Here is a 15,190-nt window from a genome sequence, read left to right as displayed (position 1 = left end):
GATGACGTTCGAGGCGATCCTCAAGGAGCAGACCGGGGTCCTGACGCGGCGGTTGCGGCGGATGGTCGGCGATGTCGAGACCGCGGAGGACCTGCGGCAGGAGACGTTCGCGCGGGCCTGGCGGTCCGGGCCGCGGGATGCGGCGGCGCCGGTGGTCCGGGCATGGCTGCACCGGACGGCGACGAACCTCGCGCTGGATGAGCTGCGGCGACGCAGGCGGCGCGAGCACGTGCCGCTGCACGAGGGGCTGACGGACCCGGCCGGCGGCCCGCGCGACCCGCGCCTCGCCGAGGCGCTCGCGACGCTGACCGCCCACCAGCGCCTGGTGCTCCTGCTGCGCTTCGAGGCGGGACTCTCGCTGCGCGAGGTCGGCGAGCTGCTGGACATCAACGAGGACGCGGCCCGCAAGCGCGTCGCCCGCGCGCGCACGCTGTTCCTGGACGCCTACGCGGCGGCCGGCGCCGACGACCCGCGCCCGACCATCTTGTTGTTGTTGGGCCGCGAGGACCCCGCGCCCTACGTGGCGTGGCTGGAAGCGCAGGGCGCGCGCGTCCGGACGCTCGACGGCACGCAGGCCGGCCTCGACCTCGCGGGCGCCGACGCGCTGCTGCTCGGCGGCTCGGAGACCGACGTGCACCCGTCGCTCTACGGCGCGGCGATCGGCCCGCACACCGTCGAGACCGACCTCACCCGCCACCTGCGCGACCTCAGCGCGCTGCGCCACGCGTTGTCCACCAACTTGCCGGTCCTCGGCGTGTGCAGCGGTGCGCAGTTGTTGAACGTGTTGCACGGCGGGACGCTGCACCAGCACCTGCCCGACAGCGCGTACTCGTCCCTGGACCACCGCGATGCGCACGACGTCGCGACCGCCGAGGGCTCGCTGACGCGGAGGCTGCTCGGCACCGAGCCCGGCGTGATCTCCGAGCACCACCAGGCGGTCGACCGCCTCGGCGCCGGCCTGCGCGTCACGTCGCTGGCGCCCGACGGGCTTGTTGAAGCACTTGAGGTGCCCGGCCACCGCTTCGCGCTCGGCGTGCAGTGGCACCCGGAGCGCTGCGCGGACGGCCTGGACGGCGTCGGCGCCCGCACCGCCGCCGCGCTGGTGGAAGCGGCGGCGGCATGACCACCGCCGACGGCGTCACGCTCCGCCACGCGTTCCCGGACGACGCCCAGGCGGTCGACCGCCTGGCTGCGCTCGACTCGCGCAGCTCCCCGCCACCCGCTCCCCTTCTCCTCGCCGAGATCGACGGCGAGCCCTGGGCGGCCCTCAGCCTGAAGGACGGCACCACGATCGCCGATCCCTTCCGGCCCACCGCCGCCCTCCTGGACCTCCTACGCCGCCGCCACGCGCAACTGGCGGCGGCGGAGGAGACCTCCCGCCCACGCCGTCGCCGCCTCCGGGCGCGCGCGGCGCGCAGCGTCGCCTAGGTCAGCACCGGCCGGCTCGGCGACAGGCGCTCCACCGGCAGCGTTGGGGAGACGTCGGGTGCCCCGAGGCGGGCGGAGTCGGCGGAGGTGTCGTCGTCGCGGGTCTGGGATGCGCGTTCGGCTTCGACGCGGGCGGTGTAGTGGGAGACCTCGCGGGCGATCTGCTCGTCGGTCCAGCCCAGCGGGCCGGCCATCAGCCGCGCCGCGGGCTCGGCGGCGCGCAGGCCGCGGTCCCAGGTCTCGATCGACGTGCGAGTGCGCCGCGTCAGGACGTCCTCCAGGTGCGTTGCGCCCTCGTGCGTCGCGGCGTAGAGGATCTCGACCTGCAGGTAGTCGTCGGACCCCGGCAGCGGCTCGCCCAGCGACGGGTCCTCGGCGATCAGCGCCAGCAGGTCGTCGAGCAGCGCGCCGTAGCGATGCAGCAGGTGCTCGATGCGCGTGACGTGCACGCCCGACGCCTCCGCGATCCGGTGGCGCGCGTTCCAGCGCGCCAGGTAGCCGTCGGCGCCGAGCAGGCCGATGCGCTCGGTGATCGACTCCGGGACGTCCTCCTCCAGCCCGTGCACCGCGGCGTCGACCGCGTCGGCGGCCATCACCCGGTAGGTGGTGTACTTGCCGCCGGCCACGGCGACCAGCCCCGGGACCGGGTGGGCGACGATGTGCTCGCGCGACAGCGCGCTCGAGGACTCCGACTCGCCCGCCAGCAGCGGCCGCAGACCCGCGTAGACCCCTTCGACGTCGTCATGCCCCAGCGGCGTCACCAGGTACCTGTTGACCTGCTCGATCAGGTAGTCGATGTCCTTCTTCGACGCCGCCGGGTGCGCCTTGTCGAGCGTCCAGTCGGTGTCGGTCGTCCCGATGATCCAGTGCCGGCCCCACGGGATCACGAACAGCACCGACGTCTCGGTCCGGATCGTCAGCGCGGTGTCGCCGTGGATGCGGTCGCGCGGCACCAGCAGGTGCACGCCCTTCGACGCCCGCACGTGGAACTGCCCGCGCGCGCCGACCATGTCCTGCGTGTCGTCGGTCCAGACGCCGGTCGCGTTGATCGTCTGGCGCGCGCGCAGCTCGATCGGCGCCGTGCCGTCCGGATCGGACTCCAAGTCCACCACCTTGACGCCGGTCACGTGCTCGCCCTCGCGCAGGAAGCCGACGGCCTGCGTGCGCGTCGCGACCTGCGCGCCGAACGCGGCCGCCGTGCGCGCCACGAACATCGTGTGGCGCGCGTCGTCGACCTGCGCGTCGTAGTACTGGATCGCCCCGGTGAACGCGTCCTTCTTCAAGGCGGGGAACTTCTTCAGCGTCTGCCCGCGCGTGAAGTGCTTCTGCGCGGGGACACCGCGGGAGCGCCCCAGCGCCGTGCCCATCGTGTCGTACAACACGAGGCCCGCGCCGATGTACGGCCGCTCCCAGCCCCTGTGCGACAACAACGCCAGGAACGGCAGCGGGTGCACGAGGTGCGGCGCGATCCGGTCCAGCAGCAGCGCGCGCTCGTGCAGCGCCTCCTTGACCAGCGGGAAGTCGAGCTGCTCGAGGTAGCGCAGCCCGCCGTGGATCAGCTTCGACGAGCGCGACGACGTCCCGGACGCGAGGTCGCGCGCCTCGACCAGCGCGACGCTGAGCCCGCGCGACGCGGCGTCCAGCGCCGCGCCCGTCCCGACCACCCCGCCGCCGACGATCGCGACGTCGAAGACCTCGTCGCGCATGCGCTCCAGCGCGACCTCGCGCGTCTGCGGGTTGATCGCGCCCGTTCCGAATCCAGCAGTCGATGACATCGCGTTCCAGGCTAGTCCTAGTCCGGGATCACCCAGCGCCCGGAACGCTGCAGCGCCCGGCGCCAGTCCGACAGCAGCGCCTGGCGCTCGTCGTCGCTCTTGCCCGGCTCGTAGCGCTTGGACTCGGTCCACAGCGACTTGACGTCGTCCTCGGTCCACGTCCCCGTCGCGACACCCGCGAGGTAGGCCGCGCCCAACACGGTGGTGTCGGCGATCTCCGGCACCACGACCGGCACGCCGAGCATGTCGGACTGGAACTGCATCAGCCACGCGTTGGCCGTCGCGCCGCCGTCGACGCGCAGCTCCGTGAGCCGCGTGCCGAGCGCCGTGTTCTGGGCCCGGACCGCGTCGACCGACTGGTAGGCGATCGCCTCCAGCGCGGCGCGCGCGATGTGGTTGCGGTTGGAGCCACGGGTGAGGCCGACGATCGTGCCGCGCGCGTACGGGTCCCAGTGCGGCGAGCCCAGGCCGGTCAGCGCCGGCACGAAGTACACGCCCTCGTTGGAGTCCAGCGACCCCGCCATCTCCTCGGTGTCGGCCGCGGCGTCGATGATCCTCAACCCGTCGCGCAGCCACTGGATCCCGGCGCCGGTGACGAACATCGACGACTCCATCGCGTAGTCGACGCGGTCGCCGATCCCCCACGCGATCGTCGTGATCAGCCCCTGCTCCAGGATCGGCGGGCCGGAGCCCGCGTTCTGCAGCAGGAAGTTGCCGGTCCCGTACGTGTTCTTGCCCAGGCCCTTGTCGAGGCAGGCCTGGCCGTAGAGCGCGCCCTGCTGGTCGCCGACCATCGCCGCGACCGGGACCTTGCCGCCGAACAGGTCGGTCTCCCCCAGCACTTCCGCATTGGGGACCGGCTCGGGGAGCGACTCGATCGGCACGCCCAAGGTGTCGCACAACTCGGGGTCCCAGGTCAGATCGCGGATGTTGAACAACAACGTGCGAGACGCGTTGGAGTAGTCGGTCGCGTGGCGGCCGGTGAGCTTGAACAGCAGCCAGGAGTCGATCGTCCCGAACGCCGCGTCCTTGGGGACGCCACCCTCCTTGATCAACCACTCGTACTTGGTCCCCGCGAAGTACGCGTCGAGCACGAGGCCGGTGCGCTCGCGGAACATCGACTCATAGCCCTCGGCCTTGAGCCTGTCGCAGCGCCCCGCCGTCCGGCGGTCCTGCCAGACGATCGCCTTGTGCAGCGGCTCGCCGGTCGACTTGTCCCACGCCACCGCGGTCTCGCGCTGGTTGGTGATGCCGATCGCGGTCAGCTTGGACCCGTCGATGCCCGCCTCGTCCAGCGCCTGCCTGGAGACCTTCTGGACCGACTCCCAGATCTCGTTCGCGTCGTGCTCGACCCAGCCCGGCCTCGGGAAGAACTGCTCGAACTCCGTGTAGGCGCTGGTGACGACCTTCCCCTTCTCGTCGAAGATGAAGGCCCGCGAGCCGGTCGTTCCCTGGTCGATCCCCAAGATCATGTGGTTGCCTCTCTCTCCTGCGTGGACGGGGCGCCGCCGCGCTCGAAGCGCGAGCGGTCCTCGACGGTCTCTGCGCCCGTCGTCACATCTTCCTCGGGCTCACCCCGCGCGAGCAAGACGTCGCGGATGAGCTTGTCGTAGATGAAGCCGCCGATCGCGGCCCCCACCAGCGGCCCGACGATCGGGATCCACGCGTAGAACGAGATGTCGCCGAAGTCGCCCGGGAACGCGTTCCTGCCCCAGCCGGCCAGGCCGGTGAGGATGCGCGGCCCGAGGTCGCGCGCCGGGTTGATCGCGTAGCCCGAGTTGGCGCCGAACGAGATGCCGATCGCCACGACGACGAGGCCGACGATGAACGGCGCGATGTTGGCCTTCGGCGGCTGGTTGCGGTCGTCGGTGAGCGCGAACAGGACGCCGACCAGCAACGCCGTGCCGATCACCTCGTCCAGGAACGGCCCCCACCAGTTGTGGAAGTACGGTGCCGGGAACGTCGCGAAGATCGAGTAGGTCGTGGACCCGTCGGCCGACGCGCGGTCGGTGATGTGGTGCGCCGCGTTGTAGGAGTCGATCGCCGACTTGTAGTTGAAGTACACGATCGCGGCGCCGACGAACGCGCCGAAGACCTGCGCGGCGCTGTAGGGCAGCACCTTGCGCCACGGGAAGTCGCGCCGCAGCGCGTTGGCGAACGTGACCGCCGGGTTGAGGTGGGCGCCGGTGACGCCGCCGGCGACGTAGACGCCGAGGGTGACCGCCAGGCCCCAGCCCCAGCAGATGAGCAGCCAATCGCCGCTGGCCTGGAAGATCTCCGTACCGCGACCCGATTGGTTGAGCGCCGACACCGCCATCGCCACGGATCCCGTACCGAACAGGATCAGGACGCAGGTGCCGAGGAATTCGGCAGCCAGCTCGCCTCCGAGCGTCGACCGCCACCGGGCCGTCGGGCCCGTCGGTTGTTGACTGGACACCTTGATGAGGTGCCCAAATTGTCTGGAGGCAAACCTTTACGCAGCGAGGCGCGGCGCAGCGGCGCGCGCCTCGGGCTCCACGCCCGTGAGCGCGCGGAGAGCCTCGACGCAACGCGGGTCGAAGCCGGTGCCCGACTCGTCCACCAACAACGCCATCGCGCGCTCCGGCGTCCAGGCGCCGCGGTAGACGCGGGGCGAGACGAGCGCGTCCCACACGTCGGCGACGGCGAGGATGCGGGTCTCCAAGTCAATGGCATCGCCTTGCAACCCGTCCGGGTAGCCGGAGCCGTCGAGGCGTTCATGATGGCCGCGGACGCCGCGCCGGATCTGGTCCGGGTAGCCGAGCTCGCGCAGCAGCTCGTCGCCCTGCACCGGGTGGCGCTGGATGACCGCCATCTCGTCGTCGGTCAGGCGGCCGGGCTTGGTGAGGATCGCGTCCGGCGTCGAGAGCTTGCCGATGTCGTGCAGCAGCCCCGCCAGAGCGAGGTCGCGCAGGCGGCCGGGCGCGAGCTGCAGGCGCTCGCCGATCGCGACCGCCCACTCGGCGACGCGGCGCGTGTGCGCCTCGGTCGAGACGTCCTTGGCCTCGAGCCGCGCCATCAGGACGCGGACGCGGGCGCCCAGGAACGCCTCCTCCTCGGCGACGAGCTCGGCGCCCTGGAGGTCGCCGACGAGCGGGTGCGACGGGCGGCCGCGGTGGACATCGAGCGAGACCGGGATGCCGACGAGCGCCACGCCGAGGAACTCGAGCGTGTGCCCGAGCCACCACAGCCACGTGCCCTGGTCGACCATCAGGACCGGGATCAGCGCGCACGCCAGCCACACGGTCCCGACGACGACGACCAGGTCGCCGACGCGCCGCGTCAACACGTAGGTCTTGACCGTGCGCGCCGCGACGATCGAGAACAGCAGCATGCCGACGATCAGCAGCGCCAGCGCCTCGGGCGAGTCGTAGCCCGGCACCGACGGGATCGCCGCCGGGTCGAAGAACGCCAGGCCGCCGACGACGGCGATGCCCACCAGCAGCGCGACCAGCCCGACGGTCACGGTCTTCAAGTGCTTGGGACCGCGCAGCGACGGCAAGGCCGCGGCGGTCAGGATCGCGCCGCCGGCCGGCAGCGCCAGGCCGCCCGCGACCTGGACGATCCCGTTCTGGCCGATCAGCACGCCCGGCGTCGCCAGGCCGTGGATCAGCAGGATCAGCGTCATCGCCGCGAACGCGCCGCCCGCGACGACCGCGCGCGTCTCGCGCCGCCGGAAGCCGGCGAGCATCAGCGCGACCGAGCACAGCGCGGCGACGGTCGAGCCGACGACCATGATCCCGAGGTGCTCGGGGGCGGTGATCGGCGCCTGCTTCTCGCTGAGGAAGAAGTGCCCGACGGCAGCGGGCACCGCCGCCGATGCCGCGATCAGCGTGAGGTTGGATCCGAAGCGGCTGCGGAGCAGGCGGTCCACCCCCGACGGGATCGGCCGCTGTCGAGGCGTCTTGAGCGCGGTGGTCAGCGCCGGGCGCTGAAGTGCAACGTCGCCGACGCGCAGCGCTGGCCGGTGGCGATCTGCCCGACGACGCGCAGCGTCCCCTCGATCCGGACCGCGCGCCGGCGCCAGACGCCGCGCACGGTCACGCGCTGCACGTCCGCGCCCGCGGCGAACGTGAAGCGCCCGGTCCAGCGGCTGATCCGCGCGGCCCCGGTCTCGCTGATCCGGATCGGCCCGACGTCGCCGAACGGGTCGCACGGGTAGCGCACGACGGTCGTCCGGATCGCGACGACCTTCCCGGCGCGCAGCGACACGCGGATCGCGCGCCCCTCGGAGGTGTGGCCCGCGTAGTGGACGGGTGAGACGTGGGCGACGGGCACGGGCGCGCTCAAGGGTGCCACACCCGCGGCCTGGACCGCCGGTCGGAAACCCGTCGACAGCAGGAGGAAATCACGTGACGGCGCGCGGTCCGGCGTCTACCTTCCGCGGTGCCATGGACCGCGACGACCCCGTCCTCCGCATCATCGACGGCGACGAGCGCTCGCTCGCCCGCCGCGTCGACCTGGCGCTGTCGGCCCTGCCCGACGGCTCGCGGGTCGATCACTTCACCTACTGGTACACGGGCCGCCCGCCGCTGCACGAGGCGACGGTGTCCCCACCGGAAGGAAACGCGGCGCCCCAGCCGTAGCCACGCCACCGCGCTGCAGCGCCAGCGTCCTGTCGTCGCCCGCGTCCAGGATCCCCCGGACCAGCGGCTGCCACGGCGCGGGCGTCACGGCGACGCCCGCGCGCTGCGCGATCACCCGCGCGAGCGCGTAGCCCTGCTGCTCGGCCAGCTCGCGCTGGCGGATCGGGTAGCTCGTGCACGCGCCCGCGGCGAACACGTCGTCGAGCCCGCGCACCGCGCCGAGCCCGTCGGTGACGACGAACCCGTCGCTGTCGGCCGGAACGCCGGTCAGGGCAGGACCGACCTCCTGAGCCAGCGCGACCGTGCGCTCGCGCACGAAGCGCACGCCGTCGCGGCCCTCGCGCAGGACGCCGCCGGGCAGCTCGTGGACGTCGACCCCGCCGCGGAACGTCACGCCGGCCTGATCCAGCCACGCGCGCAGCGCCGTGGCGTGCGTCGTCCCGAACAGCTCCAGCGGCATCGCCTCCGGCGTCAGCAGCCGCAGCGGCACGTCGAGGCCGAGCGCGCGCGCGGCGCCGCCGGTCTGCAGCGCCAGCTCGTAGAGCGGCAGCGTCCAGCCGATCCGCGACGGCGCGACGAAGGCCAGCGAGCGGATGTGGCGGTCGGAGAGGTCGGCGACGAGCCGGTCGCGCGTGACGGCCACGGCGTCGGGCCGGCCGCCGAAGAACGTGCGGGCGCGGCCGTACGGGACCTGCGGGCGCGCGCCGACGGCCAGGACCAGGAGGTCGTAGCGGACGCGGCGCCCGTCGACCAGCCGGACCTCGTGGCGGTGGGGGTCGACGACGCCGACGCGGCCGCCGTACAGCTCGGCGCGATGGGCGCGCGCGACGTGGCGCAGCGCGGGGGTCTCGGTCTCGGGGGCGACGATGCTGAGCGCGACCAGCCCGCGCGCGAGGGACTTCAGAGCGTTGAGCGTCGCGAGCGCGGCGGGCCCGCCGCCGGCCACGACGACCTGCAGGGGAGGGGCCATGTCATCACCATCGGCCCTTCGGGTCGCCCGGTCTGCGGTAGGGCGCCGCAGACCTGCGTGCGGCGGTTCACCCGTTCCGGGTGCGGTCGGGCCGCAGCCGGTCTGCGATGCTCTGCGCCGTGGCCGACGCGCCGAGCATCACGATCGTCCTCGCGGACGACCACGCCGTCGTGCGGACCGGCCTGCGCTACGTGCTCGACGCGCAGCCGGACTTCACGGTGATCGCGGAGGCCGGGACGGTCGACGCCGCGGTCGCCGAGACGCGCGCGCTGAGGCCCACCGTCCTGGTCCTCGACCTCGGGATGCCCCACGCCGGGCCGTCGTCGTCGCTGGACGTCCTGCCCGAGCTGGCCGCCGTGGTGCCGCAGACCAAGGTGGTGGTGTTGACGATGGAGGACGACCCGGAGTTCGCGCGCCGCGCGCTGTCGACCGGCGCGATGGCCTACGTGTTGAAGGAGAGCGCGCACGCCGAGCTGGTGTCGGCGATCCGCCACGCGGCCGACGGCGAGTCCTACCTGACGCCGCGCCTGGGCGCCGAGCTGGCGGCGACGGCGCCCGCGCCCGTTCCGGACGCACCGCCCGACGACCTCACCGGCCGCGAGCTGGAGATCCTGAAGTTGGTGGCCTTGGGCCACACCAACGCCGAGATCGGCAGGTTGATGCACTTGAGCGTGCGGACGATCGAGGCGCGCCGCGCCCACGTCCAGCAGAAGCTCGGCCGCTCGTCGCGGCCGGAGCTGGTGCGCTACGCGCTCGAGCGCGGGCTGCTCGACGACGTCGCGCCGCCCGCCTGACCGCCGCGCCCGAGCGGGAAGCGGGCGCGCACGGTCGTCCCGCCGCCGGGCGCCGAGGCGATGTCGAGCGCGCCGCCCGCGAGCATGACGCGCTCGCGCATCCCGGCCAGGCCGAAGCCGGGCGGCGCATCGTCGCCCGCCGCGCGGGCCCGCGCCGCGGCGACGTCGAAGCCCGCGCCGTCGTCGACGACCTCCAGGCCGACCGAGTCATCGTCCTTGGTCACGTGCACGACGACGTGCCGCGCGCCCGCGTGCTTGGCGACGTTGGTCAGCGCCTCCTGCGCCACGCGGTAGACCGCGGTCTCCAGCTCCGGCGCCAGGCGGGCACCGCCGCCGTCGCCGTTGCCGGTGCCGAGGTCCACGTCCGTGACCGCTTCCAGCCCCTGAGCGCCCGCGACGCGCCGGACCAGCCCGCTGAGCGCCGGGCCGAGCCCCAGCTCGTCGAGCGCGGCAGGGCGCAGCTCGGCGATCAGCGCGCGCAGCCCGGCGATCTCGTCGGTGACGCGCTCGCACGCGGTCCGGACCGCGGCGCGCAGCTGCGGCTCGGAGCCCTCGGCGACCGCGCCCTCCAGCAGGACGTGCAGGCCGCCGAGCGTCTGCAGCGTCTCGTCGTGCAGCTCGCGCGCCCAGCGCGCGCGCTCGGCGTCGGCGGCCGCGACCGTCGCGCGCAGGCGGTCGACCTCGACCGACTGCGCGGTGACGACCGCGATCGCCGCCGACGCCGCGAAGCCGCGCAGCAGCTCCTCGTCGCGCCTGTCGAAGGTGGGCGTGCCGGAACGGCGGTCGATCGCCACGAGCACGCCGGCGATCCTGCGGCGGTAGGCCATCGGGACCAGCAGCGCGGTCTGCGCGTCGGGCGCGCCGAGCGCGGCGGCGTACAGCCGCGAGTCCTCGCCGACGTCGTCGATCCGGATCGCCTCGCCGCTGCGCAGCACCTCGCCCGAGCGCGTGCCCGCGATCGGGATCCTGCGCGCGGCGGGGACGATCGCGCCCGCGCAGGCGGCGACGCGCAGGAACGGCGCACCGTGCTCGGGCAGCAGGACGAGGACGCCGCGCGCCGCGACCAGCGCGCCCGCGCGCTTGACGATCAGCTCCAGGACCGGCTCCAGCTCGGTCTCGGCGCCGAGCGCGTCGGCGATCTCGGTCATCGCGCTCAGCCGCGCGACCGACCGCTCAAGCTCCTCGTGCTCGTCGTCGAGGCGCTCGTAGAGCCGCGCGTTCTCGATCGCGATCGCCGCCCAGCGGGCGAGGATCACCGCGGTCTCCTCGTCGCGCGCGGTGAAGTCCGCGCCGCCGGCCTTGTCGGCCAGGTACAGGTTGCCCCAGGCCTCGCCGCGGATGATCACCGGGACGCCGAGGAACGTCGAGACCGGCGGGTGGTGCGTCGGCACGCCGAACGACCGCGGGTGCGTGGAGACGTCGTGCAGGCGCAGCGGCCGCGGGTCCTCGATCATCAGGCCGAGCACCCCCTTGCCCCTCGGCGGGTCGCCGATCAGCTGCCGCGTGCGGTCGTCGACGCCGCGGGTGATGAACTGCGACAGCCCGTCGCGCGCGTCGTCGAGGACCCCGAGCGCCGCGTACTCGGCGCCGGTCAGCTCGCGCGCGGCGTCGAGCAGGTGGTCGAGGACCTGGTCGGAGCGCAGCTCGCTGACCAGCTCGCGCGCGATCTCCGCGAGCCGTCGCACGCGCTCGTAGCCGAGGTGCTCCAGTTCGTCGGCGTCCATGGCTGCGCATGGTGACGGGTGCAGCGCGTGCGCGCGAGTGATGGAATGCGCCGATGCGACAGCTCGCCGACGACGTCTGGCACGTTCCGCTGGGCCCACGCGACACCGTCAACGCCTACATCTTGGGCGACGTGCTGGTGGACGCGGGGTACGGGTTCCAGGGCGGGCGCGCGGTCGCCGCGGCGCGCGAGCGCGGGGTGACGCAGCACGCGCTGACCCACGCGCACCTCGACCACGCGGGCGGATCGTCGCGCGTGCTGCGCGAGCTCGGGATCGACGGGCTGGCGGTCGGCGCGATCGACGCCGAGGAGGTCCGCCACGGCGGCGGCGCGGTCCCGCCGTCGACGCCGGGACCGCTGCGGGCGATCGGCGCCAAGTACTCCAGCTTCAAGCCGTCGGCGGTGTCGCGCGAGCTGCACGAGGGCGACGTCGTCGGCCCGGGCTTCGTCGTGCTCGACGTCCCCGGCCACTCGCCGGGCCACGTCGCCTACTGGCGCGAGGCCGACGGGATCCTGATCGCGGGCGACGTGTTCTTCAACATGCACCTGCTCACGACCGTGCCGGGGCTGCGCCAGCCACCTGCGCCGTTCACCTACAACCCGGCGCAGAACCGGGCGTCGATGCGCAAGATCGGGGCGCTGCAGCCGCGGGTCGTCGGCTTCGGCCACGGGCCGGTCGTCCAGGATGCGGCGGGCAGGCTCGCCGCCGCGGTCGCGAAGCTGCCGAACGACTAGGACTGCGAGACGGACCGCGGCCCGTCGTCGGCGATCACGCGCAGGATCGCCGTCGCGTCCGGGGTGCAGTCGTGCGCGAGCACGAGGTCGCCAAGGCCGTGCTCGGCCAGCTGGTGCTCGTGGACCGTCGCGGTCCACGGCGTCGGCGTCACGGTGACGCCGGCCCGCGCGGCGAGCACGTCGGCGACCGTCGCGGCCTGCGCGGCGGCGACGTCGACGTGCTTGAGCGGGCAGGCGGTCGCGTCGCCGACGGCGTAGACGTCGGCCAGGCCCGGGACCGCGCCGTGCGCGTCGACCGGGATGAAGCCCGCGGCGGTCGCCGGGACGCCGGGCAGCGACGGGCCGTCCAGGACCGGCAGCGCGACCGTGCGCGCGTCGAGCAGGATCGTCGCCGCGTCGTTGACGCGCAGCAGGCCGTCGATGCCCTCGAAGACCGACGAGCCGCCCTCGAACGCGACGCCGGCCGCGTCGAGCAGGCGCCCCACGGCCAGCGTCGTGCGCTCGCCGAACGCCGACAGCGGCGCGCGCTCCGGCGTGACGAGCCGCAGCGCGATGTCGAGGCCGCGGGCGCGGGCCTCGTCGCCGGTGTGGATCGCCAGCTCGTAGAGCGCCAGCGCGCGGGTGATGCCCGGCGGGTTGACGAAGTCGATCACCGGCGCGCGCTCGGCCAGGACGCGGTCGACCGCGATCCGGCCGGGATCGCCGTAGAGCGTGAGCGCGCGGTCGATCGTGTGCCGCGGGCTTGCGCCCACCGCCAGCACGAGCACGTCGTAGGCAAGAGCCCTCCCGCCGTCCAAGTGCACGCGATGACGGTGGGCGTCGACCGCGACGGCGCGGGCCTGGACCAGCTCCGCGCCGACGTCCTTGGCGATGGCGATGAGGTCCTGCCGGCCGTCGGGCGCCGTGTAGGGCCCAGCGACCGGCAGAGCGGCCAGATCCGTCTCAGGTTCCGGCGCCACGACCGTGACCCGCACCGGCGCCCCGTGCTCGCGGAGGACCAGGACGACCTCGGTCGCCGCGGAGCCACCACCAACAACTACAACATGCTGTAGACGGGACGCTGCCATTCCCTCATAACCATCGGCCGCCGTCCGGGTTGCGGCAAGAGGGGTGTGCCGCAGGTCACCCTTCGGCGTCGCCCGTTCGTCCACTGCGGTCCCGCCGCAGCGCGAAGCGGTGGCGGATCGGGGAGCGGCGGCCGTCCGAACGTCCGCCGCGCGCCGCTCAGCGGCGCCGCGACGTGGCGGGCGCGACGGCGGCGAGGCTCGGCGCGGCCGCGGGCGGCGAGGACGACGGCGGGGCCTCAGCCTGCCCGCCGCCGTCGCCCGTCGCGGGCTGGACCGATTGGACGGCGCCCAGCAGCCCCGAGAGGCGCGGCACGCCGAAGCCTGTGACGTAGTCGTAGCCGGTCTGCGCGGGGTTCAGGCCGTTGGTCCCCTGCGTGATGTCGTGGAACGACTGCGCGTACTTGTTGGGGTCCTTGCCGATCGCGTAGATCGCCTCGTTGGCGAAGCCGTACGAGCTGCCCGCGGGCGCGGTCGCGGCGATCCGCGCCCACATCCCGGCCCAGAGCGGTGAGGACAGCGACGTGCCGCCGCCGGTGGAGTCCGCGCCGTCGCTGACGATCGTGTAGCCGTTGGACAGCACGTCGCCGGAGATCGCGGCGACGTCCGGGACGCCGCGGCAGAGCTGGCCGGTGTTGGTCGGCCGGCCGGTCGGGTCGACGAGGCACGGGCGGTTGAGGTTCGCCACGCCCTGCTGATAGGCGGGCGCGGTCTCGAACGGCGACGGGTTGCCGCCGCTGTGCGTCCACGCGTACTCCAGCGCGCGCTGCGCGGGCGTGCCGCCGTCGCTGTAGAGGACGGTGCCGCCGACGCCGGTCGCGTACGGGTTGTTGGCCGGGTCCTCGGTCAGCGGGACGATCTGGTTGAGGATCCCGTTGCCCGCGCCCAGCTCCGGCAGGTAGAGCGCGCCGCACGACGAGCCCGCGTCGCCGGAGGAGGCGAAGAACGTGCGCCCCTCGATCACCGCCTGCTGGAGCACCTTGGTCTGGGCGGGCTCGCTGGAGTTGCTCAGCCCCTGCGTGACCGGCAGCGGGTCGGTGGTGTTCTCGTTGCCGTTGAGCGGGAACAGCGCGTCGCTGTTGAGTGCGTCGTTGAGCGGCGTGACCTCGCACTCGCCGAGCGAGGCGTTCATGATCGGCGGGCCGTCCGGGTCGTTGGCCCAGGCGGCGGACGAGGCGACCAGCTGCGTGTCCTGCAGCGAGGGCGAGAAGTACAGCTTCTCCTTGGTGATCCCGGGCGCCATGCCGTGGATCGCCTGCATGTCGATGTTCCACTCCGGATTGCCCGCGGTGTCGGAGTAGTCGCCGTTCGCCGGCGTGTGGACGACGTCGACCGGGACCTGCGGGAGGCCGTGCCTGGTGTCGAACGTGTGCAGGTCCCTGATGACGCCGTCGGTCGCGCCGTTGCCGAGGATCGCGACGCTGACGCCGGCGCCGGTGTCGGCGCTCGGCTGCTCGTAGATCGACCACAGGTCCTCGGGCGAGCGGTTGCCGATGTCCGGCAGACCCGGCGTCGCGGCCGGGGCCTCGGAGCGCATCGTGTGGAAGCGCTGGTAGGTGTTCAACCCGAGGACGTCGACGACCGGGAGCGCGTCCGGGACCGTCGGCGCCGCGACGTTGGCCAGGAACGACTGGCCCTGGAACGTGAAGCGGTCGAACGACGTCCTCAGCAGCGCGCCGACCTGCTGCGCGGTGCCGGACGCCAGCAGGTAGTCGCCCGCGCCCGCGGCGTAGTCCACCGACAACCCGCCGCCCTGCAGCCACGCCTTCGTGGCGTCGACCTGCGCCGCCGGGACCCCGAAGCGCGCCGCGAACTGCGACGGCGTCAGGAACTGGTGGTACTCCGCCGACGAGCGGTCGAAGAGCTTGCCCAGCAGCGCCTGCTCCCCCGCCGCGTCGGGCCGCGCGAGCGAGATCCCGATCGTCAGCTTCGTGCTCGGCGCGGCGGCGCTCACCAAGCCGGCGCGGTCGAGCCGGCTGAGCGCGTTCTGCTGAAGAACGCGGGCGGAGGCGCCACCCGCGCCCACGCCCATCAGGACGGCGGCGCAGGCGGCGACGAGAGCGAGCAGGCGACGGTGCATGACCGCCTACAACGCAG

At 73.7% G+C, this 15,190-nt stretch carries 14 protein-coding genes; 5 read left to right on the top strand and 9 right to left on the bottom strand.

The genetic code is table 11. The annotated features are described in order from the left end of the window. Window position 1: 1 nt before the first annotated feature. On the top strand, window positions 2–1,123 hold the full coding sequence (locus H030_RS36460; RefSeq protein WP_051221840.1) for a gamma-glutamyl-gamma-aminobutyrate hydrolase family protein: 1,122 nt from the start codon (window positions 2–4) through the stop codon (window positions 1,121–1,123). After that, window positions 1,120–1,428 (top strand): hypothetical protein, encoded by a 309-nt coding sequence (locus H030_RS0106135; protein WP_027005476.1) that lies wholly within the window; start codon window positions 1,120–1,122, stop codon window positions 1,426–1,428. Before H030_RS36460 ends, H030_RS0106135 begins: the two co-directional genes overlap by 4 nt. On the opposite strand, the gene H030_RS29720 is transcribed toward H030_RS0106135, so the two are convergent. From H030_RS29720 to H030_RS0106110, 5 genes are read right to left on the bottom strand one after another with little or no spacing between them, the layout of a single operon-like run. Then, a complete protein-coding gene (locus H030_RS29720) occupies window positions 1,425–3,203 on the bottom strand; it encodes a glycerol-3-phosphate dehydrogenase/oxidase (RefSeq protein ID WP_051221838.1) in 1,779 nt (592 codons plus the stop codon). The genes H030_RS0106135 and H030_RS29720 overlap by 4 nt on opposite strands. A 17-nt stretch (window positions 3,204–3,220) precedes the next feature. Then, on the bottom strand, window positions 3,221–4,675 hold the full coding sequence (glpK, locus tag H030_RS0106125; protein WP_027005475.1) for a glycerol kinase GlpK: 1,455 nt from the start codon (window positions 4,673–4,675) through the stop codon (window positions 3,221–3,223). After that, window positions 4,672–5,640, bottom strand: a complete 969-nt coding sequence (locus H030_RS29715) for an MIP/aquaporin family protein (protein ID WP_081690552.1) — start codon at window positions 5,638–5,640, stop codon at window positions 4,672–4,674. The genes glpK and H030_RS29715 overlap by 4 nt, the downstream gene beginning before the upstream one ends. 36 nt (window positions 5,641–5,676) lie before the next feature. Further along, window positions 5,677–7,095, bottom strand: coding sequence for an HD-GYP domain-containing protein (locus tag H030_RS36455; protein ID WP_051221834.1), 1,419 nt, complete (start codon window positions 7,093–7,095; stop codon window positions 5,677–5,679). A 44-nt stretch (window positions 7,096–7,139) separates the two neighbouring features. Next, the gene (locus tag H030_RS0106110; protein WP_231398374.1) at window positions 7,140–7,511 is read right to left on the bottom strand and encodes a hypothetical protein; all 372 of its coding nucleotides are present in this window, start codon (window positions 7,509–7,511) and stop codon (window positions 7,140–7,142) included. 101 nt (window positions 7,512–7,612) lie between these two features. Between H030_RS0106110 and H030_RS0106105 the strand changes: the two genes are divergently transcribed. Further along, window positions 7,613–7,807, top strand: coding sequence for a hypothetical protein (locus H030_RS0106105; RefSeq protein ID WP_027005473.1), 195 nt, complete (start codon window positions 7,613–7,615; stop codon window positions 7,805–7,807). Here H030_RS0106105 and H030_RS0106100 read toward each other — a convergent pair. Continuing rightward, entirely contained in the window at window positions 7,725–8,777 is a 1,053-nt protein-coding gene (locus tag H030_RS0106100; protein ID WP_027005472.1) for an FAD-dependent oxidoreductase, read from the bottom strand. The genes H030_RS0106105 and H030_RS0106100 overlap by 83 nt on opposite strands. A gap of 119 nt (window positions 8,778–8,896) precedes the next feature. Between H030_RS0106100 and H030_RS0106095 the strand changes: the two genes are divergently transcribed. Continuing rightward, window positions 8,897–9,571: a response regulator gene (locus tag H030_RS0106095; RefSeq protein ID WP_231398373.1), complete on the top strand. Its 675-nt coding sequence runs from the start codon at window positions 8,897–8,899 to the stop codon at window positions 9,569–9,571. Here H030_RS0106095 and H030_RS29705 read toward each other — a convergent pair. After that, entirely contained in the window at window positions 9,523–11,295 is a 1,773-nt protein-coding gene (locus H030_RS29705; RefSeq protein ID WP_035125909.1) for a GAF domain-containing sensor histidine kinase, read from the bottom strand. The two genes, H030_RS0106095 and H030_RS29705, sit on opposite strands and share 49 nt — an antisense overlap. Window positions 11,296–11,348: 53 nt before the next feature. Here H030_RS29705 and H030_RS0106085 point away from each other — a divergent pair, with 53 nt between their 5' ends. Beyond that, window positions 11,349–12,029 (top strand): MBL fold metallo-hydrolase, encoded by a 681-nt coding sequence (locus tag H030_RS0106085; protein ID WP_027005470.1) that lies wholly within the window; start codon window positions 11,349–11,351, stop codon window positions 12,027–12,029. Here the strand turns inward: H030_RS0106085 and H030_RS0106080 are convergent. Both H030_RS0106080 and H030_RS0106070 read right to left on the bottom strand, forming a co-directional pair. Next, window positions 12,026–13,096 carry an FAD-dependent oxidoreductase gene (locus H030_RS0106080; RefSeq protein WP_081690551.1) on the bottom strand — a complete coding sequence of 357 codons (1,071 nt, stop codon included), beginning with the start codon at window positions 13,094–13,096 and terminating at the stop codon, window positions 12,026–12,028. The genes H030_RS0106085 and H030_RS0106080 overlap by 4 nt on opposite strands. A gap of 157 nt (window positions 13,097–13,253) precedes the next feature. Then, window positions 13,254–15,173: a S53 family peptidase gene (locus H030_RS0106070; RefSeq protein WP_027005467.1), complete on the bottom strand. Its 1,920-nt coding sequence runs from the start codon at window positions 15,171–15,173 to the stop codon at window positions 13,254–13,256. Between the last annotated feature and the right edge of the window lie 17 nt (window positions 15,174–15,190).

Source organism: Conexibacter woesei Iso977N (genome assembly GCF_000424625.1).
GTDB classification, from domain to species: domain Bacteria; phylum Actinomycetota; class Thermoleophilia; order Solirubrobacterales; family Solirubrobacteraceae; genus Baekduia; species Baekduia woesei_A.
This window is presented reverse-complemented; position numbering and strand designations above follow the sequence as displayed.